Origin of the sequence: Clostridium bornimense, from assembly GCF_000577895.1 — a bacterium.
GTDB lineage: Bacteria > Bacillota > Clostridia > Clostridiales > Clostridiaceae > Clostridium_AN > Clostridium_AN bornimense.
This window is the reverse complement of the sequence record NZ_HG917869.1, coordinates 407,990-430,328: the sequence shown is the minus strand read 5'-3', so window position 1 is coordinate 430,328 and position 22,339 is coordinate 407,990. Positions and strand designations below refer to the sequence as shown.

The window sequence follows — 22,339 nt, the reverse complement described above, 5'->3', positions numbered from 1 at the left end:
GATGGAAAATGCATTAGAAATAAAAAATTTATCAAAGAAGTATCCTGAGTTTACTTTAGATAATATTAATATTACACTTCCAGCAGGATGTATTATGGGGTTTATTGGTGAGAATGGTGCAGGGAAAAGCACAACAATTAAAGCAATTCTAGATTTAATAGAGAAGGATAGTGGAGAAATAACAATACTTGGTGAAACTAATTTATCTAAAAATCAAAGATTAAAAGAGCATATAGGTGTGGTAATAGATGAGTGTAGTTTCCCAGAAAATTTAAATGCTAAAGAAATAGATAAAGTAATGAAAAATTGTTATAAAACTTGGAACAGAACAAAGTATATGGGGTATTTAGATAAGTTTGCATTATCATTAAAAAAGCCAGTTAAAGAATATTCACGAGGAATGAAAATGAAATTATCTATCGCTGTTGCGCTTTCTCATGATAGCAAATTGTTGATATTAGATGAAGCCACTAGCGGTCTTGATCCTATTGTCCGTGATGAAATTCTTGATGTCTTTTTAGATTTTATTCAAGATGAAAGCCACAGCATTTTTATATCATCTCACATCATAAGTGACCTTGAAAAAATTTGTGACTATATTACCTTTATTCATAATGGGAAAATCATATTAAGTGATGTTAAAGATGATCTATTAGATAAATATACAATTATTAAATGCACAGAGGCTGAATATTCAACTATAGATAAATCTGCAATCATCGGAAGAAGGAAAAGTAGATTTGGTATTGAAGCCTTAGCATTGAAAGAAAAAATATCAAGTGGCACAATAACCGATAAAGTAAACATTGAAGATATAATGTTATATTTTGTGAAGGGGGAAGAATAATGAAGGGATTGCTTTTAAAAGATATACTTAATTTTAAGAAACAAGGATTAATGTTTATTTTTTTAATAGCACTATGGTTTTTTATAGGAATTAAAAATAAAGATATATATTATTTATCAGGGATAATTGCAATGTTGACACTACTAATACCTATAACTGTAATTTCTTATGATGAAAAAGCAAAATGGGAAAGATATGCTTTAACAATGCCGATATCAAAAGGTACTATAGTAATATCTAGGTATGTACTTACTATTTGTGTTTCTGTTATTGGTGGAATTCTTTCAACAATAGCAGGACTTATAATTTCAACAAATATTAAAGAAGTACTTTTAATTAATATGTCAGTAATATCACTAGGTCTTTTAGTTATTTCATTTGCTTTTCCGTTTATATTTAAGTATGGGGTAGATAAAGGTAGGATAATTATGGTTATTTTATTTGTAGTTCCTACATTATTTTTAACTTTTGCTTCAGAGTTTAAAATTGCTATGCCAAGTGAAGAAGTAATAATGCAATTCATCTATTTTTTACCATTAGTGGTATTAGTAATCATTATTTGTTCTATACAAGTATCTAAGATGATATATAGTAAGAAAGAGTTTTAAAACATATAAGTATGAGAAATGTTTGGAAAATTATTTTTAGATGTTTCGAGGTTATTGAATACGAGTAACGCCGGCAGACCGTAGTCTTAAAAATTAAGATTCATTTAATAGACCAAGAGAAACGCATACTTATATATTAGTTTCTTTTCTAATGTTTTTTATAGTTTCGCAAATACTATCAATTTCTTTATCGAATCATGCTTTTCCTAATGTTACAACAGAATATCCATATTTTACATAAAGGCTGTTTTTAGATATAATAATCATGTAAGGAAACTTATGATGAGTTATCCTTCTTCCAAGGTCAGGTGTTATGAATTGCCTATAGCAATTAAGGACAGGAAGAAGGTGATATCATGACAGAGTTCATCCAGGCGCTTTTAATATTATCATTTACGATAATAGCCTTAGTTTCTATAGTACATGGAAAGAAATTTTCAACTAGAATAGATAAAAAAGATGATTCACTTCAGGCTGAAATATCAGTTAATGAAGATAATGATATTAAAAGAAAAAAGTAGCTCACCCTCGCAAAGTTAGCTACTTCGATCTTTAAATTACTAATTTAAGCCATAGGTCAACTATAACACTTGACCTTGCTCCTTACTAATATTATATCATATTTTACAGTAGAATATACAGTATTAATATAAGATAAAATCAGTATTTAAAGAACTTTATTATATTTAAATGATGCTATGAATCTAGTGAGTTCATAGCTTTTATTATGTAAATAACTTGAATATGGAGTTTATTGGTGTATAATGAAGGAATACATTTAAGGGAGGGGATTTTTGTGAGTAAATTTATGGTGCCGCCAAATCATATTAATTTTAAAGCTAAAAAATTATTTGGAGAAATGGGGAAAATTATAGATGGTGCAATTGCATATATTGATTTGAATGGAGGAGGACCAACAGAATTACATACCCATGAACATAACCATTTATTTATTGTAACAAAAGGTGAAGCAAAAGTATTATTAGCTGATAAAGAAGTTATTATTAGAAAAGATGAAGCTTTTTTAGTTGAGGGTAAGATTCCACATTCTGTTTGGAACAATCAAGATGAGGAAACTGTTATGATTGGAATATCTATAAAATAATTTTATATTGATGAAATTAAATTTTACATAAGGAGAGGTCACAGTGAAATTAGGAATAATATCAGACACTCATGGTATTTTAAGAGATGAAGTAATAGAAAACCTTAAGGGGTGTGATTATATTATTCATGGTGGGGATGTACTTTACCGAAATCTAAGAAAGTAAATTTAGATGATTTTGTAGTATATGTCGTCCATGATAAAAAAGACATTGAATATGATAGATTAGATGATGTAGATATAGTTGTATATGGACATTCTCATAAATATAATGAGGAAAGTCATAAAGGTATAACTTTTATTAACCCAGGTTCCTGTGGTAGAAGAAGATTTTCATTGCCACTTACTATGGTAATAGTAAAGGGAGATAAGGATAATATAAGTGTTAAAAAAATAATTTTAGAATGAAGCTATGAATCTAATGGGTTCATAGCTATTATTTCTATGTTACAATAAGTAGAGATTAATATATTTTGGAGTGAAGAGAATGGACACAAAATCAATTTATACTAATAGAAAAAATATTGTTCTATTAGCTACTTTATGTTGCTTTTTATGGGGCAGTGCATATCCATGTATAAAGATAGGTTACAAGCTTTTTAATATACCTACAGATGATATAACATCAAAGTTTGTTTTTGCAGGAGTTAGATTTTTCTTAGCTGGATTAATAGTTCTTGCTATATCATTAGTATTAAAGAAGAATATATTTTCCTTTAATAAAAAAGAAATGTTGGAGATTACTTTTTTAGGTTTAGGACAAACATCTCTTCAATACATATTTTTTTATGTAGGGATGACTTTTACTACAGGAATAACAGGATCAATAATAACAGGTTCTGGTACTTTCTTTAGTATTATATTAGCACATTTTATTTATAAAAATGACAAGATTAATAGGAATAAAGTAGTAGGTTGCATTGTAGGATTTGCTGGGGTTGTTCTTGCTAATCTTAATAATGGATCACTTCTTAAAAGTTCGTTTTCTTTTAAAGGAGAGGGATTAATAATGCTTGCAGCATTATCATTATCAATATTTTCGATTTATGGTAAAAAGATTACTCAAAAATTAGATGCATTTATAGTAACAGGATATCAATTATCAATAGGTGGACTTGCATTAATTATTTTAGGCTATGGATTAGGAGGAAAACTAGTAGGTTTCAATATTAAATCAACATTGCTTTTAATATATATGGCATTATTATCTTCTGTAGCATTTTCTATATGGACTATCTTACTGAAGTATAATAAAGTAGCATTTATATCTATGTTTAATTTTTTAGTTCCTGTTTTTGGAGCCATATTAAGTGCAATATTTTTAGGGGAAAATATTTTTGATGTTAATTTGTTGTTATCACTAATCTTAGTTTGTATTGGAATCTTCACTGTATATAAACAACATAATTAAGAATAATTAATATTTAAAAGAGATGGTCACCATAGGTGAGTATCTTTTTTTATATAATCATAAGAAAAAGTAATAATTATCATTCTAATTATAAATTATATTTATTGAAAGAATAGGGATATACTATTACTATAATAATATTTAATAAATGTATAATACTTAAACATAGAACAGGAGCGACAGAAATGAAGGATATCACAATAATTGGAGCAGGTATAGTAGGATGCTCTATAGCTAGAGAACTATCTAGGTATAATTTAGATGTATTAGTGATTGATAAAAATGATGATGTAGCAGAAGGCGTATCAAAGGGTAATAGTGGTATTATCCATAGCGGTTATAATGAAAGAAAAGGTACTCTAAAAGCAAAATTAAATATAGAAGGAAATAATTTAATTGAGGATTTATCTAAAGAGTTACAATTTCCATTTAAGAGAAATGAAGCTTTAGTGTTAGCTTTTAATGAAGATGAGGTTAAGATTTTAAAGGAATTAAAGAAAAATGGAGAAGATCTTGGAATTGACGGTTTAGAGATAATTTCAAGAGAAAAGGTTTTTGAACTAGAAAGAAATATAAGTGAAAAGGTAGTTGCAGCATTAAGTATTAAAAATTCAGGAATTGTCAGTCCTTATGAAATGACTTTAGCGCTTGGAGAAAATGCCTTTAATAATGGTGTTGATTTCCAATTAGGTAAAGAAGTTGTAGATATAAGAGAAGAAAATGGACTATATAAGATTTTCTTAAAAGACGGAAAAATACAAGAATCAAAGATTATAATAAATGCAGCTGGTTTAGGTGGAGCCTTTATTAATAACCTTATTTCTGAGGTTAAATATGATATTAATAAAGTAAAAGGTCAGTATTGCTTATTTGATAAAGTGGCAGGAAATAGTTGTGAAAGAACATTATTTCAAGTGCCAGGAAAGCTAGGAAAAGGAGTTCTAGTGACACCAACTGTTGATGGTAATCTTTTATTAGGACCAAATGCTACTGAGGAAGATGGTGATAGAACATCTAGAGAAGGTATTGATGAGATAATAGAAAAAGGTAAAAAGACCATTGAGACTTTACCATTTGCAAGGGTTTTAAATACTTTTAGTGGAGTAAGACCAAAGGTAAAAGGTGATGATTTTATTATTGAAGAGTGTAAAGATCATGAAGGTTTTATAAATGTTATTGGAATTGATTCACCGGGATTAACGGCGGCACCAGCTATTGCTAAATATGTTGTAGATATTGTATCTAGTAAGATTAATTTAGAAGAAAAGAAGAGCTTCATAAAAGAAAGAAAAAAGCTTATTAGGATGTCTGAATTATCATTAGAAGAAAAGAATAAACTTATTAAAGAAAAACCATCATATGGGAAAATAGTATGTAAATGTGAGCTTGTTACAGAAGGTGAAATTATAGATGCCATTACTAGATCATTAGGGGCAAGATCTTTAGATGGAATTAAAAGAAGAACTCGTGCTATGATGGGTGGATGTCAAGGTATAGGTTGTATGTTACCTATAGCAATAAAATTAAGTAAAGAATTAGGCATAGATATTAGCGAAGTGAAGAAAAACTCTAAAAGTTCTTCAGTTATTGCATTTAAGGAGGACTAGATTATGAGAGAATATGAATTAATTATTATTGGTGGTGGAGCTGCAGGAATGTTAGCTGCTATTGAAGGAAAGAAAAAAGGTATTAATGAGATATTAGTTATAGAAAAAGATCCTATCTTAGGAGGAAATCTAAATTCAGCAGATTATCCAATTAATAAAGATAGGACTGTAACTGGAAAAGAATATAAAGTTGCTTTATTAGATAAATTTAATAAACTTGATATTGAAGTAAAATTGAATACTCTGGTTTTGAAAATAGAAGAAAAAGATGTTCTTTGTACTAGTGAAATCAATGGTATAGAAAAGATAAGAGGTAAATCAATAATAATAGCAAATGGAGGCAAAGAAGGCGGAAGGAAAGCTGTAGACATGGTGGGAGATAGATGCTCTGGTATTTATACATTATCTATGGCTAAAAAGATTTTTGCATTAGATAGATTGCCAGGAAAAAATATATTAATATATGGAAACTCAACACTTTATATGATAAAAGACAAGCTGAAAGAAAAGGGGCTTAATATAGCAGGAATAGTAATAAAAGACAATAGTAATGAAACTTATGATTTATCTAATAATATATATAAAGACTATAATATAGCATCAATAGAAGGGGAAGGAAGAGTATCTTCAGTAAAACTTATTAAAGATAATGATATTAAAACAGTATTATGTGACACTGTAATTTTTTCAATGCCAATGTTAAGTGATGGTTTAGTGGCAATGAGAAGTGGAATAAGGTTAAATCCTAAGACAACAGGAGCAGAAGTGAATGATAACTTTGAAACATCAAAAGAGGGGATATATGCCATTGGAAATGGTATATATATACATAATTCTATAGAAGAAATTGAAAAAGAATGTAGTAAAGTTATAAAGAATATAGTAAAAGTATTGGAAGAATAGTTGTATAGGGTTTTTATTATAAAATGAAATAGGCTAGTATTATACTAGCTTATTTTTATAATTTAGCTATTTAAATCTATGGTAACAGCTTGGTTACCTAAGCTATTCCATCTATCAATAAATGTTGATTTATTAATATTGTATTCTGTGCCCGTATATGGATCATTTATAATAACTTCATTTTCATTAAAACCAATTAGTACTACTGCATGTTCAGGTACTATCCATTCGATAATGCCATTTTTACTATACCAAGATGAATTTAGAGTGGCTTCTTTCATGTCGATTGTAACCCATGTAATAATAGGGGTTCCTTTTGATACAATTTCAATAAGTGTTTCGAAAGAACAATCAGTAATGTCTTTACCTTTTCCAGATGTATATGTATCGATTAAATCTTTTATAGGTTTATGATATACACCGAATCCAGAATCAGAAAATGGGTCACCAATAAAATATTCATTTGGATTCATACCTTGTAAAGTACCATTAACATAAGATGGGATAGGAGCTTTTTCAATCTCATAACCTAAATCGTTTTTATCAACATCTACACCATACCAATTTAGTAACATAGCAGCAGAAGTTAACTCGCAGCCAGTAGGCATTTCAGGAAGTTGATTCAATATAGGAACGTTTTTGATTTTATGAGAATTAACCAATGTTTTCTGATCTAAATAATCTTTAGTGGTATTTTTTGAAATACGTGAAGGGCTAATAGGAAGCATAATAATATAAAGTGGTATCGATACTAAAAATATAATTAAGAAAAATAAAATAGTTTTTTTCAATGGGAAAATCCTCCTCAAAAAAATTAATTTTATTTATTAGATAATTAAAGAAGAGATTATGTTTCATAAAAATAGCTTACATAATAAAAAAATTAAATTGATAATTAGTAGATAAAAGAAAAAATGCTGTAAAGTATGGATTTACAGCATTTTTTATATGCTAAAGTTACAGTTCTTTTTAAGCTTCTGTTTCTAAGTTTTTTGTAGTAATTTTTTCTTCCTTTGTTCCTAAAATATTTATTAATGAATTCATAGTTTATTCCCCTTTTGCATAAAAACAAAAATTTATAGTTTTAGAGCTATCTTAGACAAAATTGCCCTAAAACTATGAATTTCTAATATTTCACTTATAATATCATATTGTGTATAATATGCAAAGTGTAAACATAATTAATGATAATTTATACATTTTAGTGAAGGGAATTTGTAATTATATATTAATTTTAATTTCTATAAGATTATTTAATCAGTGGAATATATATTTCAGTGATGATTTCACCTCCATCCATAGGCCCTTTTAAATATTTTTCATAATATTCACCAGTTATCTTATAATTATTTTTATTTATCCATTCAATCAATTTACCATATCCAAATGAAAGATTACTATAAGCACCTTTTATTGTTGCTGTAGCATATAAACCACCAGGTAACAATTTTGTTCCCTTAAAATTTTCTTTTATTGGGACAGCAATTTCTGTATCATTTTCATCTTCATTAAATTCTGATCCATAGTATATAGACATAGGAGGACCAATTACCGTTAAGTTGTTTTTGCTTATTATTTCAAATAGCTTTCCAATATATTTACCATATTCATCAGTACTCATTAATTGTCTACTACTTAAAATATTAATATCCTCAGTATCAATTAATTTAATATTTATATCTTCAACAAATGTCATTATATCAAAACCTTTCTTTAATCTTAAAATATCGTCTTTCATTTGTTTTTCAATTTCTCTATATTGAGAAATAATATTTTTAATTTTCTTTTCTTGAACAATGATTTTATCCAGAAGAATGTTAGTATTTGAATGTAAGATCTCATTGATTTCATCTAAAGAGAATTGGTATTTTTTTAGTCTTTCAATCATTATCATTTCTTTTACTTGATCTATTTCATAATATCTATATCCATTTTCTTCATTTATCTTCTTTGGTTTAATTAAATCTATACTATCGTAATGTCTTAATGTTCTTGTACTTACTTTACAGATTTTAGAGAATTCTCCTATTGTAAGCATTTTTTAACCTCCTAAATGTATTTATTAGCCAGCTTGATTTAATTATAAGCTTTTACATTACGTTAAAGTCAACTTTAATAATCACAAGGAAAACATTTACATAAGGTTAAGTTAGTATTAAAATTATGATATAAGGGGTGAAGGGAATGAATAATAAAGAAATAGTTACTAAATTTATTGTAAAAGGATATAATGATAATGATTATGATGAAGTCATTAAATTATTATCAAAGGATTATTATGACCATAGTCCTGCTTCAGCAAGAAGTGATGAAGAGGCAATTGGCATATTAAAAATTGTGGAGAATAGTTTCCCTGATATGAAAGTAGAAGTCCTTGATTTAATAGAAGAAAAGAATAAGGTAGTAGGTCGGTTTAAGTTTAGTGCAACTCATAGTAAAGAATATATGGGCATTAAAGCTACTAATAAACAAATTCAATGGGAAGCTATTGAGATTTTTCACATTAGCAATGGGAAGATAACAGAATCTTGGGGGTATTGGCCTGATACTGAAATTAGAAATAAGTTAATTGATATTCAGAACAGATTATAGATGAATTTAATAAAGATACTTTTTAAATTCGTTATAGCTTACTTCAATGTAATTATTCTTTTTTAATGTATCAATATAGATTTTTGGAACATTAATATTTAATGAAACTGATTTATACTTAGGTATTTTGATCATATATTCTGAAGATTGGACAAAGCAAAATGATTTACTTCTTTGATTAATATATATTATAAATGAATTTTCCATTTGAAATACTCCTCTTAATACTTAATGGTATACTTTATATTATTATGAATATTCGGCATTGGTTCATATATAGGTAGAGATTCTACGGGATTATAGGTACAAGGATTAGGTAATAGTAATGTGCGACAAGTGAATAATGGGAATTTGCAAATCATAAAAGATGAAAGAGAATTCTATTAATAATACTGATATAAAAGAAATATATTGAAAATGTGGTTATGTTATATGGAAGGAGAAGGGTGAGTGTTAGAAATAAATAAAGCAAATATTAAGGATGCTAAGTTAATTACTGACATAAAAATAAAAGCCTACAATAAAGAAATTAATACTTATTTGGGAAGGAATGGTGGGCCTCCAGGATATAATGAGGTTGAATCTCAAATTAGTATTATCAAAAACTTTATTGCTTATAAAATTGAATTAGATAATGAAATTATAGGAGGATTGTTTCTTATCCCTTTGGGAGATAATAAGATGAGATTTGAGGATTTTGTAATAGAACCATCATTTCAAGGAAAAGGTTATGGCTATAGAGTAATGGAATTGATTGAAAAAGCATATCCAGATATTAATGAATGGCAACTTTCAACACCTATATTTAGTGTAGGTAATCAACATCTATATAAAAAATTTGGTTATGTAGAGGTTTCAAGAAATGAAGATGAAATTGAATATATAAAAAAATTAAAATAAGTTAATAGAAATTCATAATTATTGAGATATACACTCTAAAATAGGTAGTCCAATTTCAACTCAAATTTAGGCTACCTATTAATGGTTGTGTATTATTGCTAATATCAATGCATTTTATTATACAGCCGATAATAATAAAATGGCTTTTCTTTGGTGTCACCACTATTTAAAATCATTTTGGTATTTAGTTTAGTAAATCCACATTTTTCAACTACCCTTTGGGATGGTATATTATCATGTTCAACAATAGCAATTAGATAATTAAGTCTTAAATTAGTAAATGCCCATTCTATCATTGCTTTTGAAGCCTCACTTATATATCCCTTATTGCTAAATTCTTGGGAAATAAAGTATGCTATTTCTATCTCATTATTTACTTCTTCTTTGTTACCAATTCCCACCATGCCTATAAGTTGCTTATTAGATTTAAGAGTAACTGCAAGCATTATTCTTGCAACATTTTTTGTCGCTTTTAAATAATTATTTTGAACCCAACTTATCCATTCCTTTCGTTCTGCAACTGTTCTTTTCCAATCAGGCATCCATTTTAATATATGTGGTTGACTACAAATATAGTGTAATTCTTCCACATCATGTAGAGTAAATTCTCTTAATAGAAGTCTTTCAGTTTCGATATAAATACTCATTCTTGCCTTTCTCCTTTTAGAATAATCATTGTGTATTTTACAACTGCTTTACAACATATGTCATTGTGTACATACATTATATCATAACTATATTTATTAACAAATTTGAATTATATAATTGTTGATATTCGTTCTTTTTAATTTATATATCTAGATTAACATAGAGACTTTAATTTAGAGCTGTTGCATTAATAATTAGTGCACAGCTTTTTTATTGTAATAATTATGTAGCTATATACATTGACAAAGTTATTATATAGAAGTAAAATTAGTTAGGAATCTAACAAATATTTAGAGGTATATTTATGAATAGAGATTTTCATATAGGAAAAGAGATAGATATTTTATCAAACAAGTTTAAAAGAGTAATAAATCATAAAATTTCTAAGTATGGTGTAACGGGAATACAAGGAAAGATTATTGGATTTATAAAATTTGAATCAGTAAAACGTGATGTGTTTCAAAAGGATATAGAGGAAGAGTTTGATATTAGACGTTCATCAGTAACCAGTGTTATCACTTTATTAGAGAAAAAAGGTTATGTAAGAAGAGTATCTGTTTTAAAAGATGCTAGATTAAAAAAATTGGTATTAACAGAGAAAGGTTTAGAATTACATAGCAAGGTGCATAATGATATTGATGATTTTGAAAACTATGTAAAAGATGAATTAACAGAAGATGAAATGAATTTATTCATTGATATACTTAATAGGGTAAATAAAAGAATTGAAGAGTAATAACAATTCTTTTATAGATATAGCTATAAATCTATCAAAAGGAGGAGAATATATGATAAAAAAGTTAGCTAGTTATATCGGGGAGTTTAAGAAAGCAACTATCTTAACACCGATTTTTATGATTTTGGAAGTAGTAATGGAAATGATAATTCCACTTCTAATGGCAAAAATTATTGATAATGGTGTAGGAAATGGGGATATGAAATATGTAACTATTGTAGGAGCAGTTATGATAGTTACAGCATTTTGTTCTCTTACTTTTGGAGTTCTTGGGGGAAAATATGGAGCTAATGCATCTACAGGGTTTGCAAGAAATTTAAGAAAAGAAATGTATTATAATATACAAAACTTTTCTTTTTCTAATATAGATAGATATTCTACAGCAGGGTTAGTAACAAGACTTACAACAGATGTTACTAATGTTCAAAATGCATTTCAAATGATAATAAGAATGTTTGTTAGAGCACCATTTACCCTTATTTCTGCAATGGTTATGTCATTTTGGATTAATGCAAAATTATCTTTAATATTTGTTGGTGCAATAATAGTTCTTGGAGTATCATTATATTTTATTATGACAAAAGCTCATCCACTTTTTAAGAGAGTTTTTAGAAAGTATGATGATTTAAATGCAAGTGTTCAAGAAAATCTATCAGCGATTAGAGTAGTTAAAGCTTATGTTAGAGAAGAACATGAAATTGGAAAATTTCATAAGGAGTCAAGTATTCTTCGAGATCTTTTCATAAGTGCAGAAAAATTAATAGTTCTAAATTCACCAATTATGCAATTTACAATGTATACTTGTATTTTACTTATGTCTTGGCTTGGTGCAAAGATGATAGTATCTAGTACTATGACAACTGGAGAGCTTATGAGTTTATTTACTTATGCTACCAATATTCTGATGAGTTTAATGATGATTTCTATGGTTTTTGTTATGGTTACAATGGCAAAATCTTCAGCAGAGAGAATAGTTGAAGTTATAGATGAAAAAAGTAATTTAACTAATCCAGAAAATCCTATTTATGAAGTAAAAGATGGAACTATAGAATTTTCTGATGTAAGTTTTAGTTATGGAAGCGATAAGGACAGTGAAGCTTTAGAAAACATAAATATAACTATTAATTCTGGAGAAACAATAGGGATTATCGGGGGAACTGGAAGTTCTAAATCTACATTAGTTCAGCTGATACCAAGACTTTATGATGTTACAAAAGGTTCTGTTAAAGTTGGTGGTGTTGATGTTAGAGAATATGATATAGAAACACTTAGAGAAGCAGTTTCTATGGTTCTTCAAAAGAATGTATTATTTTCTGGTACAATAAAAGAAAATTTGAGATGGGGGAATAAAGACGCTTCAGATGAAGAAATAATTAAAGCATGTAGGCAAGCATCTGCGGAAGAGTTTATAGAAAAATTCCCAGATAAGTATGATACATTTATCGAGCAAGGTGGAAGTAATGTATCAGGAGGTCAAAAACAAAGACTTTGTATTGCAAGGGCATTACTTAAAAAACCTAAGATATTAATCTTAGACGACTCAACAAGTGCTGTTGATACTAAAACTGATGCACTTATTAGGCAAGCATTTAGAGAAACTATTCCAGATACAACGAAAATAATTATTGCTCAACGTATATCATCAGTACAGGAATCAGATAAGATAATTGTACTAGATGATGGTAAAATAAATGGATTTGGTACACATGAAGAGTTACTAGAAAATAATGAAATTTATAAAGAAGTATATAAATCACAAGTAAAGGGGGATGATAGTGATGAAAAATAGACAAGGAAATCATCCTGAAAAAGGGACTACGAATCCAATGAAAACTATTAAAAGATTACTTGGATATTTATTTAGAGGATATAAGTTACAAGTAGTAGTTGTATTGTTATCAATATTTGTAAGTTCCATTGTTAGTGTTATTGGTACATTATTCTTAAAAAAGTTAATTGATAACTATATAACACCGTTTTTAAAAGAAACAACTAATGTTGATTTTGCACCTCTTTTGAAGGCATTGATAGTTATGGGTGTAATATATTATATTGGTGTTTTTGCAACTTATTTATATAATAGACTTATGATAAATATTTCTCAAGGTACATTAAAATCTATTAGGGATGATTTATTTGAACATATGGAAAAGTTATCAATAGGTTTCTTTGATAGTCACGCTCATGGGGATATAATGAGTCTATATACAAATGACACAGATACTTTAAGACAAATGATAAGTCAAGGATTACCACAATTATTATCTTCTGTAATAACAATTATTAGCGTTTTTATATCAATGCTTGTTTTAAGTATCCCGCTTACAGGAATTGTTGTTGTAATGGTTATTATTATGATGTATATTACAAAAACTCTTGGAGGAAAAAGTGGTAAACACTTCGTTAAACAACAACAAGATCTTGGGGTTCTTAATGGATATATTGAAGAACTTATGGAAGGTCAAAAAGTAGTTAAGGTCTTTTGTCATGAAGAAGAGGCTAAAAAAGATTTTGATGCTTTAAACGATAAGCTTTTTGAGAGTGCGAATAATGCTAATACTTTAGCAAATATTCTTATGCCAATTATGGGTAATTTAGGCCATTTAAATTATGTTGCTACATCAATTGTTGGAGGATTTTTAGCAATAGGTGGTGTCGGAGGACTTACACTAGGAGGTCTTGCATCATTCTTACAACTTACAAGAAGTTTTAATATGCCGATAACACAAGTGGCTCAACAATTTAATGCTATTATAATGGCTTTAGCAGGTGCTGAACGTATATTTAAAATTCTTGATGAAAAGCCAGAAGAAGATGATGGTTATGTTAGATTAGTAAATGCAAAAATAACCGATGGTGGTAATATAGAAGAAGTTGATAAACGTACTGGGGTATGGGCTTGGAAGCATCCACATAATGACGGTACAGTTACTTATTCTAGAATGCTTGGAGATGTTGTTTTTGAAGATGTTGATTTTGGTTACAAAGAAGATAAAATTGTATTACATGATATAAATATGTTTGCTAAACCAGGTGAAAAGATAGCATTTGTTGGAGCAACAGGTGCAGGGAAAACAACTATAACTAATTTGATAAATCGTTTCTATGATATTCAAAATGGTAAAATAAGATACGACGGTATTAATATAAATAAAATCAAAAAAGATGATTTAAGAAGATCGTTGGGGATAGTACTTCAAGATACTCACTTGTTTACTGGAACTATAGCAGATAATATTAGATATGGTAAACTAGATGCTACTGATGAAGAAGTAATTGCTGCAGCAAAGCTTGCAAATGCAGATCAATTTATTCATCACTTACCAAAGGGTTATGACACAGTAATCACTGGTGACGGTGCTAGTTTATCTCAAGGACAAAGACAGTTATTGGCAATTGCTAGAGCAGCTATAGCAAATCCTCCAGTTTTAATACTTGATGAAGCAACATCAAGTATAGATACTAGGACAGAAAGGATTGTTCAAGAAGGTATGGATAAACTTATGGAAGGTAGAACAGTTTTTGTTATTGCGCATAGGTTATCTACTATTAAGAATTCTGATGTAATAATGGTTTTAGAGCAAGGTAGAATCATTGAAAGAGGAAGTCATGATGACTTGATAAAACAAAAAGGTAAATATTATCAATTGTATACAGGAGCTTTTGAGCTTTCATAAAAATTAGTAATAGAAAAGGGTTGTCGCATTAACAAATGAAAATTTGTAGGCGAGAGCCTTTTTTAAATTTGCAATTGTAGTGGAACTTTCTGTTGGGAATTTGTTTAATTGTAAGTGTGGTGTCAGTAGTTTTATGATAAGATTTTATATAAATCTTAGTTTACATAATCATTATTATGGTATTGTAAACTAATACCTATTTACACACAAACATGAAAAATTAACTATCACTATTTAAACAGCATTGCCAGCGGGATCATTAAATGCTATTTTAGCTGAACAATATAATTGTAATCCTAAATATGCAACAAGAACTGTAGTGCAATCAATGGTTTTAATGATAGTTACTTTGCCAATTATTATAGCAATAGCTTGATTTAGTAGAAAAGGATGCTGTAAGCCAGTAAAAAGAGATATTCAGGCTTTAGGAAAATCATGACAGGAAGTAATTTAGAAATATCTCGAAGAAGTTGTTGTATTAGGGTTAATTGCTACAGAAGTTACAAATGAAGCAACGGTATAGAATATTTACTAGAATTATAAATATACTGAGTTAATTTGATTAATGTACAAGTTCCTTAAATGGTGAAATAATGGAACTCTTGAAAAGAAATTTCATTATTATATTCTACATTATCAACGCTGTTCGTTAACATAGCATAAATTAAAAAAAGTAAAATAAATCCCTTATATAGATAATAAATATTCTATATTGAGGGGTGTAGATAATGAAAAAACTTATATGTATTTTAATGATTATAGTATTATTTTTTACTGGTTGTCTTGAGGATAAGAATAAGAGGACATATGATAATAATATCATAGAAACAAATATTGATTTTTACAGAGCTCATGTTAACTATATAAATTTTGTTCAGAACTACATGGAAGTTCAAACATGGGATTTTAATACAATAATTATAAATTTTTTAGATAATTCGCTGTCTTATAGTAATGAAAAGCTAGATTTTGATGAAGGAGATTATGTTGTAATTATTAATGCAAAGGAAGATAAATATGAAAATGGAAATATATTTTATTTTGCAGATAAAGACACAATTATTAGTCGTTGCACTGTTATAACGGAAGAAAATAAAACTCAGTTTGATGATAAATATAATTATGTGGAGGAAGAAAAACCTTTGGTAAATGAAGTAATTGAAGAAAAAAATAATAATTACAATTATGGACAAGAGTAATAAAGTAATATATAAGCATATAATGACCATGTAAATAATATTAAAGTAAGGTATAAGGATGATATTGAATTGGATTAAAAGAAAATCTAGAGGTGAAAGTAAAATTAAAAAATCTTTTACTATAGAAGAAGCAAAACAAGTAGCGGAATCTCTAAAAATTGATTTTACTAAAGAATTATTTAACTTACGGGAATTTGCAAAAGGATTAAATGTGGAATTAGAACATGGAACTAGATATCCCAGGGCAAATATAACAGGGGATAATCCAATATTAACTGGAAAAATTGCATTAGCTCATTTATTAGAATTTCCCGATTATTACACTAGGTTATCAAAACTTGAAGAGGAGGCAACAACCTATTGGAAAAATAAAAAATAGATAATGTGGTTATATAATAATTCTGAATTTTTGTAATCATTTTCAATCTTCTAAAATAGATATTAATAAAGGAATTAAAAGAAGGTTGAAATTTATGAATAAAAATAGTAGAGATAAATTAAAAGAATTAACGTTAATAGGTAGAAGTTTTGATAAAAGGGAAGAAGAATTCTCTAAGGAAGAATATAGAGAATGGCTTTATCAGTGTGAAAGATATATATATATAAATTATAATTTCAAAAATTCAATGGAAATAAAAAGAGTAGGTTTTATGTTTAATAGTTTAGAAGGACAAGGACTTCATAGATATATACTATCTGTATTAGAAAACATTGAAATGATCAAGGTGTAGGTTAAAAGAATGGCTTTTTTCAGAAGAGGAGCCATTCTTTTTATATTATATAAGGAGTGGCTAAGTATAAATAAGCCACTCCTTAAAATATGAAAAACGGAAGAATGAAAAAATTTAAAAGGTATATCAACTTTTAATTACACTGTTAGTATATAATCTTATTGTGACAATATTATGGCGATAAAATTATAGTTTGGGGGTTTTTGAGTATGAGAAGAAAACATATAGGATTATTAATAGTGATTATATTTTTAGGAATAACATATTTTTTATATGACAGTAGCAAAATAGGGAAAAAAATAGATCAGTATAAGAACGTTCCAGTATATTATAATGGCATAGTGTATGCTAAATCTTATGGTGAAAATTATAGTACTGATGGATATTACTACGGTTTCAAGTGGCAGTGCGTAGAATATGTAAAACGTTTCTATTATGATGCAAAAAATCATAGTATGCCAGATGGATATGGCAATGCTAAAGATTTTTTTGATGAAAATGTTGCTGAAGGAGAGTTGAATGAAAGAAGAAATTTAATTCAATATAGAAATGGGGGTAACATGAAGCCAGAAGAAGATGATCTTATTGTTTTTAATGATACAAAATATGGACATGTTGCTATTGTAACGAAGGTTACAAATCAATATATAGAAGTGATTCAGCAAAATGTCTGGGGAAAATCAAGAGAAAAATATAAACTAGTAGAAAAAGATAATAAATATTTTGTTGGTGACAAACATAAGCCAGTAGGATGGCTGAGAAAAGATGAAGAATAGGAGAAAAAGCGGTGTCTAGTACTGAACTAAAAATCTTAGTAACCTGAATTTTTGAATTAATATTTTAGCAATAAGTATCTAGTGAGCAATTTGTTTTCTTTTCTGAATCTTTTTTTATACTTTGAGTATTATTTGATTTAGAATTTGAAGCTTTTTCTGATTCAGATTTTTTCTTAGTCAATTGACTTTGTAATTGTTGCAACTTTGATTGTAATTCCTGAATTTTTTTATTTTTTTCTTCATCAGATAAACTTTCATCATTAGATAATGACATTATCTCTTGTTGAATAGTTGAAATTTTAGTTTCCAATGACTTAATACTAGATTCAGAATTAGTGGATTTAGTACTATAGCTATAAGTACTATTAATATTTCCAATTTGCATTATAATACCCCCTTTGGTAAACAATTAATAATTTTTATTTTATATTTAAAATATCGGTTTCGCATTTCTTATGCTTAAGAAGTTACTGTGTTATTAATATGGAGTTTATATGAAGTAAAAAAAGATATAATAATATAAGTTACGGAATATATTAAAAATTGGATGGTATGTTATGAGTAGAGAAGTTAGAAGGGGATATTATCCTAGTGATAAAAATGAATTTGGTATAAAATCCATAGAAAAGTTAAATAAATCTGCTAAAAATTTATATTATCTTTTAAATGAAGGTTACAATGTAAAAAGTGCATCTACTTTTGTCGGTAATCATTACTTATTATCAGAAAGACAACGATTAGCTTTAGCTAGGGTTGTATCATCACAAGATAATATAAATAGGAGGAAGAGTAAAGAAATAAGAACTAGTTTAGAAGGACTAACTGTTAATATTGATGGGTTTAATACTATAATTACTTTAGAAGTGGCACTATCAAATTCTACATTGTTAAAATGTATGGATGGGACTATAAGAGATTTAGCAGGACTTAGAGGTACATATCGAATTATAGATAAGACGGAAAAAGCCTTAAATTTAATAGGAGATATATATGAAAAAGAAAAAATAAGAAAAGCCATATTTTATTTAGATGCACCGGTATCAAACTCTGGTAATTTGAAAAAAGTTATACTGAATACTTTAAGTAGCTACAATTTTGAAGTAGAAGTACATAATATAAATAATGTTGATGGAGTATTAGAAAAATTAGAAAATGTTATTACCTCTGATGCTATTATTCTTGATAAATGTAGAAGTTGGATTAACTTAAACAGAAAAATTATTGAGGGGAACATTCATAGTTATTCATATATTGATTTTTTATATTAAGTTTAAGAGTTATTAAATTAGTAAAAGGGATTATTACAAAATTGTAATAATCCCTTTAATCTTACAGTAATAAAGTTGGTGTATTATAATTACATAAGATAGATGAGAGGGGAAATCATGATGAAAATAATAGAAACAATTAACTTAGGAAAAGTATATGGGAAAAAAGAAAACAAGGTTAAAGCTTTAGATAATGTGAACATAGAAATTGAAAAGGGTGAATTTGTAGCAATTATCGGTGCAAGTGGTTCAGGGAAAAGTACTCTACTACATCAATTAGGGGGAGTAGACAGACCAAGTGAAGGAAAAGTATTGATTGAAGATAAAGATATATATAATTTCAATAAGACTGAGCTAGCTATTTTTAGAAGAAGAAAAATTGGATTTGTATTTCAATCTTTCAATCTAATACCAGTACTTACTGTAGAAGAGAATATTAAGATGCCAGCATTATTAGATCATAGGGCTATTGATGATGAATACTATAAAGACTTAATAAAAACTTTAGGACTTGAAGGTAGGGAAATACATTTGCCATCAGAATTATCAGGAGGACAACAACAAAGGGTTGCTATAGCTAGAGCACTTATTAACAAACCTTCTATAGTTCTTGCTGATGAGCCAACTGGTAATCTTGATAGCGAAACATCAAAGGAAATAATGGAGATGTTGAAGTTTTCTATTAGAAAATATAATCAAACAGCAATTGTAATAACTCATGATTTAAGCATTGCGGAAAATGCTGATAGAATAATAAAAATAAATGATGGAAAAGTAGTAGAATAGGAGATAAAGCGATGAAAAGTTATAGTGATATATCTATAAGGTATATGAAAGAAAATAAAAAACGAACAACCTTAACTATAATTGGTATTGCATTAGCGACTATTTTGATTTTTGCTATTGGTACATTTCTATTAAGTTTAAGAGATTCTATGATAGCAAGTGAAAGAGCGTCAGGTGACTTTGAATTTATGTTAAAAGACATAACTGGAGAGGAAGCAGATAAGGTAATTAATAATGTGGAAGTAAAAAATAGTAGTATAACTAAAAGTGATTCAATGATATATAAAATTGAAGGCAAAGATTTCGATATATTGATAGATTATGGTAATGGTGGCTTTTATAAAAGAATTTATAAAGAGACTTTAGTAGAAGGTGAATTGCCTAGTAATACTGACGAGATAGTTATAAATACTATGGCAAAAGAAAAGTTGAATATAAAACTAGGTGATAAGATAACATTAAAAGATGAAAATAATATTGATATTACAAGGACAGTTGTTGGAATTAAGAAAATAAATGGATATAACAATGGTAATGAATTAGATTTTGATGGCTATTTAAATAAAATAGATAAAAGTAAAAATTATAATGTTTATGTTAATTTAAATAGTGCTAGTAAAAAACAAGATATAATTTCTAAAGTAATCAAAGATGCCAATATAACATTAAAAGATGAAACAAAAAATGATAATAGTAAATTATTATATTTAACTGGTAATGGTGGTAGTGAAGCTATAGACAGAGGAATAAAAAATGTTGCAATTTTTATAATATCTATAGTAATATTATGTACTATTACTGTAATATATAATTCTTTTAATATGTCAATTATAGAGAGAATAAGGTATTTTGGTATTTTAAAAGCTATTGGTGCTACAAATAAGCAAATTAAAAGAATCGTTTATAGAGAAGGATTTTTAATGGGTCTAATAGCATTACCAATAGGATCAATAATAGGCTTTTTTTCACTTAAGTTTGGTGTAAAAATATTTTTAGGTGATGAACTAATGTTAACTAAACTTAGTATAAAATTCTATCCAATAATAATAATCTTTACAGCCATATTAGTTGCAATAACAATTTTATTATCATTATTAGTACCAGTAAGAAAAGTTAAGAAGATAAGTGCTGTAGATGCAATGAAAAACAAAAGTGAGATTAAATTAGGGAAGATAAAGAGAAGAAAAACAAGGATTATTGGTAAAGTATTTGGTATAGAAGGAAGTATGGCATATAAAAATATAAGAAGAACACCGATGAGATTTGTTGTAACTTTGATAGCGCTTACTATATCTATAGTTTTATTTAACGTTTTCTATAGCTTTATGGATTTTGCAAGACAAGCTATAAAAGGTGAATTTATGAATGTAGCTTATGATTCTGTACTTAGTAAAAGCGGAGATAGAGACTTTAATGATGAAGAAATAAAAAGTATAGAAAATAATATTAAGTATTCTAAGATATATGAAGTTTATTATCAAGTAGAAAGCTTATTGGCACCTAAAGATAATATTATAGAAGATAAAAAAAATTCAGGTGATGTTTTTAGTCAATATGGATATAGCCAAATTAATATTGAAACTTATACATGCCATGATGAGAATGAATTTGATTTAGCTAAAAAGTATGTCATTGAGGGGAAAATTGATTATGATAAATTGAAAGATAATGGAATAGTATTAGTTGATGGTATGTCTACAAGAGATGAAAATGGAGATAAAAAGATATTAAGAAAAACCAATTATAAAGTTGGTGACAAAATAAAGCTAAGTAAGTTACCAGAAGAAAATTTTACAAAAGAATCTGTTGAAAAATCAGTAAAAGAAAATTCTATTGAATATACTATAGTAGCTATTTTAAATCAAAATCCTTTTACAGGAACATATCCTGGTTACGGAATACAAATTTTTTCATTAAAAGATGCTGATATCAATTCATTAATATTTAAATTTGATAATGATAAAAATAGAGAAGATGCTATAAAGTATTTTGATATGAATAATAATAGTGATTATCAATATGTTGATTTAGGTTCTCAAGTAGAAGAAATTAATAGAATATATGGACAAATTGAGTTCTTTGTATATTGCTTTATTATAATAATAACAATAATATCAGTAGTAAATATATTTAATACTATATCTACAAACTTATTACTAAGAAAAAAAGAATTTGCAACAATGAAAGCTATGGGAATGACAGAAAGACAATTAAAGAAAACAGTAATGCTTGAAGGTACCTTATATGGAATAATAGCATCAATAGTCGGTGGTATATTATCAGCAATACTAAGTCAAATGATGATTAATTCAGGTAGTGCTATTGCAGATACAAAATATCAATTCCCATATATAGTATTCACACTTTCTATATTAGTAGCTATATTGGTAACTTATATATCAACATTAGTGCCACTTAGAAGATTGAAAAAGTTAACCATAGTAGAAGGAATTAGTGATGACGAATAATTTATAAGAAATGCTGCAAGGAATTGCAGCATTTTTATTATTAAATAAAATTAGATATAATGTTTATAGTAAAATTT

General features: G+C 27.5%; 24 protein-coding genes and 1 pseudogene. 20 read left to right on the top strand and 5 right to left on the bottom strand.

Features of this window, described 5'->3' with window-relative positions; translation table 11 throughout:
• Window position 1: 1 nt before the first annotated feature.
• The 8 genes and pseudogenes from CM240_RS15300 (at window position 2) to CM240_RS15270 (ending at window position 6,481) form a co-directional block, all read left to right on the top strand.
• Window positions 2-847, top strand: coding sequence for an ABC transporter ATP-binding protein (locus CM240_RS15300; protein WP_044040356.1), 846 nt, complete (start codon window positions 2-4; stop codon window positions 845-847).
• Complete coding sequence (locus CM240_RS15295) at window positions 847-1,455, top strand: ABC-2 transporter permease (protein ID WP_044040355.1); 609 nt, start codon at window positions 847-849, stop codon at window positions 1,453-1,455. Before CM240_RS15300 ends, CM240_RS15295 begins: the two co-directional genes overlap by 1 nt.
• A gap of 356 nt (window positions 1,456-1,811) precedes the next feature.
• On the top strand, window positions 1,812-1,976 hold the full coding sequence (locus tag CM240_RS17660; protein WP_156930624.1) for a hypothetical protein: 165 nt from the start codon (window positions 1,812-1,814) through the stop codon (window positions 1,974-1,976).
• Window positions 1,977-2,251: 275 nt separating this feature from the next.
• Window positions 2,252-2,560, top strand: a complete 309-nt coding sequence (locus CM240_RS15290; RefSeq protein ID WP_242838507.1) for a cupin domain-containing protein — start codon at window positions 2,252-2,254, stop codon at window positions 2,558-2,560.
• Window positions 2,561-2,603: 43 nt separating this feature from the next.
• A pseudogene (locus CM240_RS17310) lies at window positions 2,604-2,968 on the top strand (metallophosphoesterase family protein).
• 79 nt (window positions 2,969-3,047) lie between these two features.
• The gene (locus CM240_RS15280) at window positions 3,048-3,971 is read left to right on the top strand and encodes a DMT family transporter (protein ID WP_044040354.1); all 924 of its coding nucleotides are present in this window, start codon (window positions 3,048-3,050) and stop codon (window positions 3,969-3,971) included.
• Between the two features lie 185 nt (window positions 3,972-4,156).
• Complete coding sequence (locus CM240_RS15275; RefSeq protein WP_044040353.1) at window positions 4,157-5,578, top strand: NAD(P)/FAD-dependent oxidoreductase; 1,422 nt, start codon at window positions 4,157-4,159, stop codon at window positions 5,576-5,578.
• A gap of 3 nt (window positions 5,579-5,581) precedes the next feature.
• Complete coding sequence (locus tag CM240_RS15270; protein WP_044040352.1) at window positions 5,582-6,481, top strand: FAD-dependent oxidoreductase; 900 nt, start codon at window positions 5,582-5,584, stop codon at window positions 6,479-6,481.
• Window positions 6,482-6,543: 62 nt separating this feature from the next.
• On the opposite strand, the gene CM240_RS15265 is transcribed toward CM240_RS15270, so the two are convergent.
• Both CM240_RS15265 and CM240_RS15260 read right to left on the bottom strand, forming a co-directional pair.
• On the bottom strand, window positions 6,544-7,272 hold the full coding sequence (locus CM240_RS15265) for a C39 family peptidase (protein ID WP_051483897.1): 729 nt from the start codon (window positions 7,270-7,272) through the stop codon (window positions 6,544-6,546).
• 458 nt (window positions 7,273-7,730) lie between these two features.
• Window positions 7,731-8,519, bottom strand: a complete 789-nt coding sequence (locus tag CM240_RS15260) for a MerR family transcriptional regulator (RefSeq protein ID WP_044040351.1) — start codon at window positions 8,517-8,519, stop codon at window positions 7,731-7,733.
• A 146-nt stretch (window positions 8,520-8,665) separates the two neighbouring features.
• On the opposite strand from CM240_RS15260, the gene CM240_RS15255 reads away from it, so the two are divergent.
• Entirely contained in the window at window positions 8,666-9,073 is a 408-nt protein-coding gene (locus CM240_RS15255) for an ester cyclase (protein ID WP_044040350.1), read from the top strand.
• 6 nt (window positions 9,074-9,079) lie between these two features.
• Here the strand turns inward: CM240_RS15255 and CM240_RS15250 are convergent, their stop codons facing one another.
• Entirely contained in the window at window positions 9,080-9,280 is a 201-nt protein-coding gene (locus CM240_RS15250; protein WP_044040349.1) for a hypothetical protein, read from the bottom strand.
• A gap of 243 nt (window positions 9,281-9,523) precedes the next feature.
• Between CM240_RS15250 and CM240_RS15245 the strand changes: the two genes are divergently transcribed.
• Window positions 9,524-9,973 carry a GNAT family N-acetyltransferase gene (locus CM240_RS15245; protein ID WP_044040348.1) on the top strand — a complete coding sequence of 150 codons (450 nt, stop codon included), beginning with the start codon at window positions 9,524-9,526 and terminating at the stop codon, window positions 9,971-9,973.
• Window positions 9,974-10,077: 104 nt separating this feature from the next.
• On the opposite strand, the gene CM240_RS15240 is transcribed toward CM240_RS15245, so the two are convergent.
• On the bottom strand, window positions 10,078-10,620 hold the full coding sequence (locus CM240_RS15240) for a GNAT family N-acetyltransferase (protein ID WP_044040347.1): 543 nt from the start codon (window positions 10,618-10,620) through the stop codon (window positions 10,078-10,080).
• Window positions 10,621-10,925: 305 nt separating this feature from the next.
• On the opposite strand from CM240_RS15240, the gene CM240_RS15235 reads away from it, so the two are divergent.
• From CM240_RS15235 to CM240_RS15205, 7 genes are all read left to right on the top strand, one after another.
• Window positions 10,926-11,357: a MarR family winged helix-turn-helix transcriptional regulator gene (locus tag CM240_RS15235; protein WP_044040346.1), complete on the top strand. Its 432-nt coding sequence runs from the start codon at window positions 10,926-10,928 to the stop codon at window positions 11,355-11,357.
• A 52-nt stretch (window positions 11,358-11,409) separates the two neighbouring features.
• Complete coding sequence (locus CM240_RS15230; RefSeq protein ID WP_044040345.1) at window positions 11,410-13,146, top strand: ABC transporter ATP-binding protein; 1,737 nt, start codon at window positions 11,410-11,412, stop codon at window positions 13,144-13,146.
• Window positions 13,136-15,034, top strand: coding sequence for an ABC transporter ATP-binding protein (locus CM240_RS15225; protein WP_242838506.1), 1,899 nt, complete (start codon window positions 13,136-13,138; stop codon window positions 15,032-15,034). Before CM240_RS15230 ends, CM240_RS15225 begins: the two co-directional genes overlap by 11 nt.
• A 728-nt stretch (window positions 15,035-15,762) precedes the next feature.
• On the top strand, window positions 15,763-16,233 hold the full coding sequence (locus tag CM240_RS15220; RefSeq protein ID WP_044040343.1) for a hypothetical protein: 471 nt from the start codon (window positions 15,763-15,765) through the stop codon (window positions 16,231-16,233).
• A gap of 58 nt (window positions 16,234-16,291) precedes the next feature.
• On the top strand, window positions 16,292-16,612 hold the full coding sequence (locus CM240_RS15215; protein WP_044040342.1) for a DUF5661 family protein: 321 nt from the start codon (window positions 16,292-16,294) through the stop codon (window positions 16,610-16,612).
• A gap of 94 nt (window positions 16,613-16,706) precedes the next feature.
• Window positions 16,707-16,964 carry a hypothetical protein gene (locus tag CM240_RS15210; protein WP_044040341.1) on the top strand — a complete coding sequence of 86 codons (258 nt, stop codon included), beginning with the start codon at window positions 16,707-16,709 and terminating at the stop codon, window positions 16,962-16,964.
• A gap of 209 nt (window positions 16,965-17,173) precedes the next feature.
• Window positions 17,174-17,740, top strand: a complete 567-nt coding sequence (locus CM240_RS15205) for a CHAP domain-containing protein (RefSeq protein ID WP_044040340.1) — start codon at window positions 17,174-17,176, stop codon at window positions 17,738-17,740.
• A 64-nt stretch (window positions 17,741-17,804) separates the two neighbouring features.
• Here the strand turns inward: CM240_RS15205 and CM240_RS15200 are convergent, their stop codons facing one another.
• Entirely contained in the window at window positions 17,805-18,125 is a 321-nt protein-coding gene (locus CM240_RS15200) for a FlxA-like family protein (protein ID WP_044040339.1), read from the bottom strand.
• Between the two features lie 172 nt (window positions 18,126-18,297).
• Between CM240_RS15200 and CM240_RS15195 the strand changes: the two genes are divergently transcribed.
• The 3 genes from CM240_RS15195 (at window position 18,298) to CM240_RS15185 (ending at window position 22,262) form a co-directional block, all read left to right on the top strand.
• Window positions 18,298-19,008 carry a DUF434 domain-containing protein gene (locus CM240_RS15195; protein ID WP_044040338.1) on the top strand — a complete coding sequence of 237 codons (711 nt, stop codon included), beginning with the start codon at window positions 18,298-18,300 and terminating at the stop codon, window positions 19,006-19,008.
• Window positions 19,009-19,128: 120 nt separating this feature from the next.
• Window positions 19,129-19,794 (top strand): ABC transporter ATP-binding protein, encoded by a 666-nt coding sequence (locus CM240_RS15190; protein ID WP_044040337.1) that lies wholly within the window; start codon window positions 19,129-19,131, stop codon window positions 19,792-19,794.
• A gap of 11 nt (window positions 19,795-19,805) precedes the next feature.
• Window positions 19,806-22,262 (top strand): ABC transporter permease, encoded by a 2,457-nt coding sequence (locus CM240_RS15185; protein WP_044040336.1) that lies wholly within the window; start codon window positions 19,806-19,808, stop codon window positions 22,260-22,262.
• Window positions 22,263-22,339 lie beyond the last annotated feature (77 nt).

What these genes read in the sequence shown, in the direction of transcription:
- CM240_RS15195 (WP_044040338.1), top strand. Translation starts at nt 18,298, where the DNA reads ATGAGTAGAGAAGTTAGAAGGGGATATTATCCTAGTGATAAAAATGAA.
- CM240_RS15205 (WP_044040340.1), top strand. Translation starts at nt 17,174, where the DNA reads ATGAGAAGAAAACATATAGGATTATTAATAGTGATTATATTTTTAGGA.
- CM240_RS15295 (WP_044040355.1), top strand. Translation starts at nt 847, where the DNA reads ATGAAGGGATTGCTTTTAAAAGATATACTTAATTTTAAGAAACAAGGA.
- CM240_RS15225 (WP_242838506.1), top strand. Translation starts at nt 13,136, where the DNA reads ATGAAAAATAGACAAGGAAATCATCCTGAAAAAGGGACTACGAATCCA.
- CM240_RS15190 (WP_044040337.1), top strand. Translation starts at nt 19,129, where the DNA reads ATGAAAATAATAGAAACAATTAACTTAGGAAAAGTATATGGGAAAAAA.
- CM240_RS15300 (WP_044040356.1), top strand. Translation starts at nt 2, where the DNA reads ATGGAAAATGCATTAGAAATAAAAAATTTATCAAAGAAGTATCCTGAG.
- CM240_RS15235 (WP_044040346.1), top strand. Translation starts at nt 10,926, where the DNA reads ATGAATAGAGATTTTCATATAGGAAAAGAGATAGATATTTTATCAAAC.
- CM240_RS15215 (WP_044040342.1), top strand. Translation starts at nt 16,292, where the DNA reads ATGATATTGAATTGGATTAAAAGAAAATCTAGAGGTGAAAGTAAAATT.
- CM240_RS15275 (WP_044040353.1), top strand. Translation starts at nt 4,157, where the DNA reads ATGAAGGATATCACAATAATTGGAGCAGGTATAGTAGGATGCTCTATA.
- CM240_RS15270 (WP_044040352.1), top strand. Translation starts at nt 5,582, where the DNA reads ATGAGAGAATATGAATTAATTATTATTGGTGGTGGAGCTGCAGGAATG.
- CM240_RS15250 (WP_044040349.1), bottom strand. Translation starts at nt 9,280, where the DNA reads ATGGAAAATTCATTTATAATATATATTAATCAAAGAAGTAAATCATTT.
- CM240_RS17660 (WP_156930624.1), top strand. Translation starts at nt 1,812, where the DNA reads ATGACAGAGTTCATCCAGGCGCTTTTAATATTATCATTTACGATAATA.
- CM240_RS15280 (WP_044040354.1), top strand. Translation starts at nt 3,048, where the DNA reads ATGGACACAAAATCAATTTATACTAATAGAAAAAATATTGTTCTATTA.
- CM240_RS15230 (WP_044040345.1), top strand. Translation starts at nt 11,410, where the DNA reads ATGATAAAAAAGTTAGCTAGTTATATCGGGGAGTTTAAGAAAGCAACT.
- CM240_RS15210 (WP_044040341.1), top strand. Translation starts at nt 16,707, where the DNA reads ATGAATAAAAATAGTAGAGATAAATTAAAAGAATTAACGTTAATAGGT.
- CM240_RS15260 (WP_044040351.1), bottom strand. Translation starts at nt 8,519, where the DNA reads ATGCTTACAATAGGAGAATTCTCTAAAATCTGTAAAGTAAGTACAAGA.
- CM240_RS15200 (WP_044040339.1), bottom strand. Translation starts at nt 18,125, where the DNA reads ATGCAAATTGGAAATATTAATAGTACTTATAGCTATAGTACTAAATCC.
- CM240_RS15220 (WP_044040343.1), top strand. Translation starts at nt 15,763, where the DNA reads ATGAAAAAACTTATATGTATTTTAATGATTATAGTATTATTTTTTACT.
- CM240_RS15255 (WP_044040350.1), top strand. Translation starts at nt 8,666, where the DNA reads ATGAATAATAAAGAAATAGTTACTAAATTTATTGTAAAAGGATATAAT.
- CM240_RS15240 (WP_044040347.1), bottom strand. Translation starts at nt 10,620, where the DNA reads ATGAGTATTTATATCGAAACTGAAAGACTTCTATTAAGAGAATTTACT.
- CM240_RS15185 (WP_044040336.1), top strand. Translation starts at nt 19,806, where the DNA reads ATGAAAAGTTATAGTGATATATCTATAAGGTATATGAAAGAAAATAAA.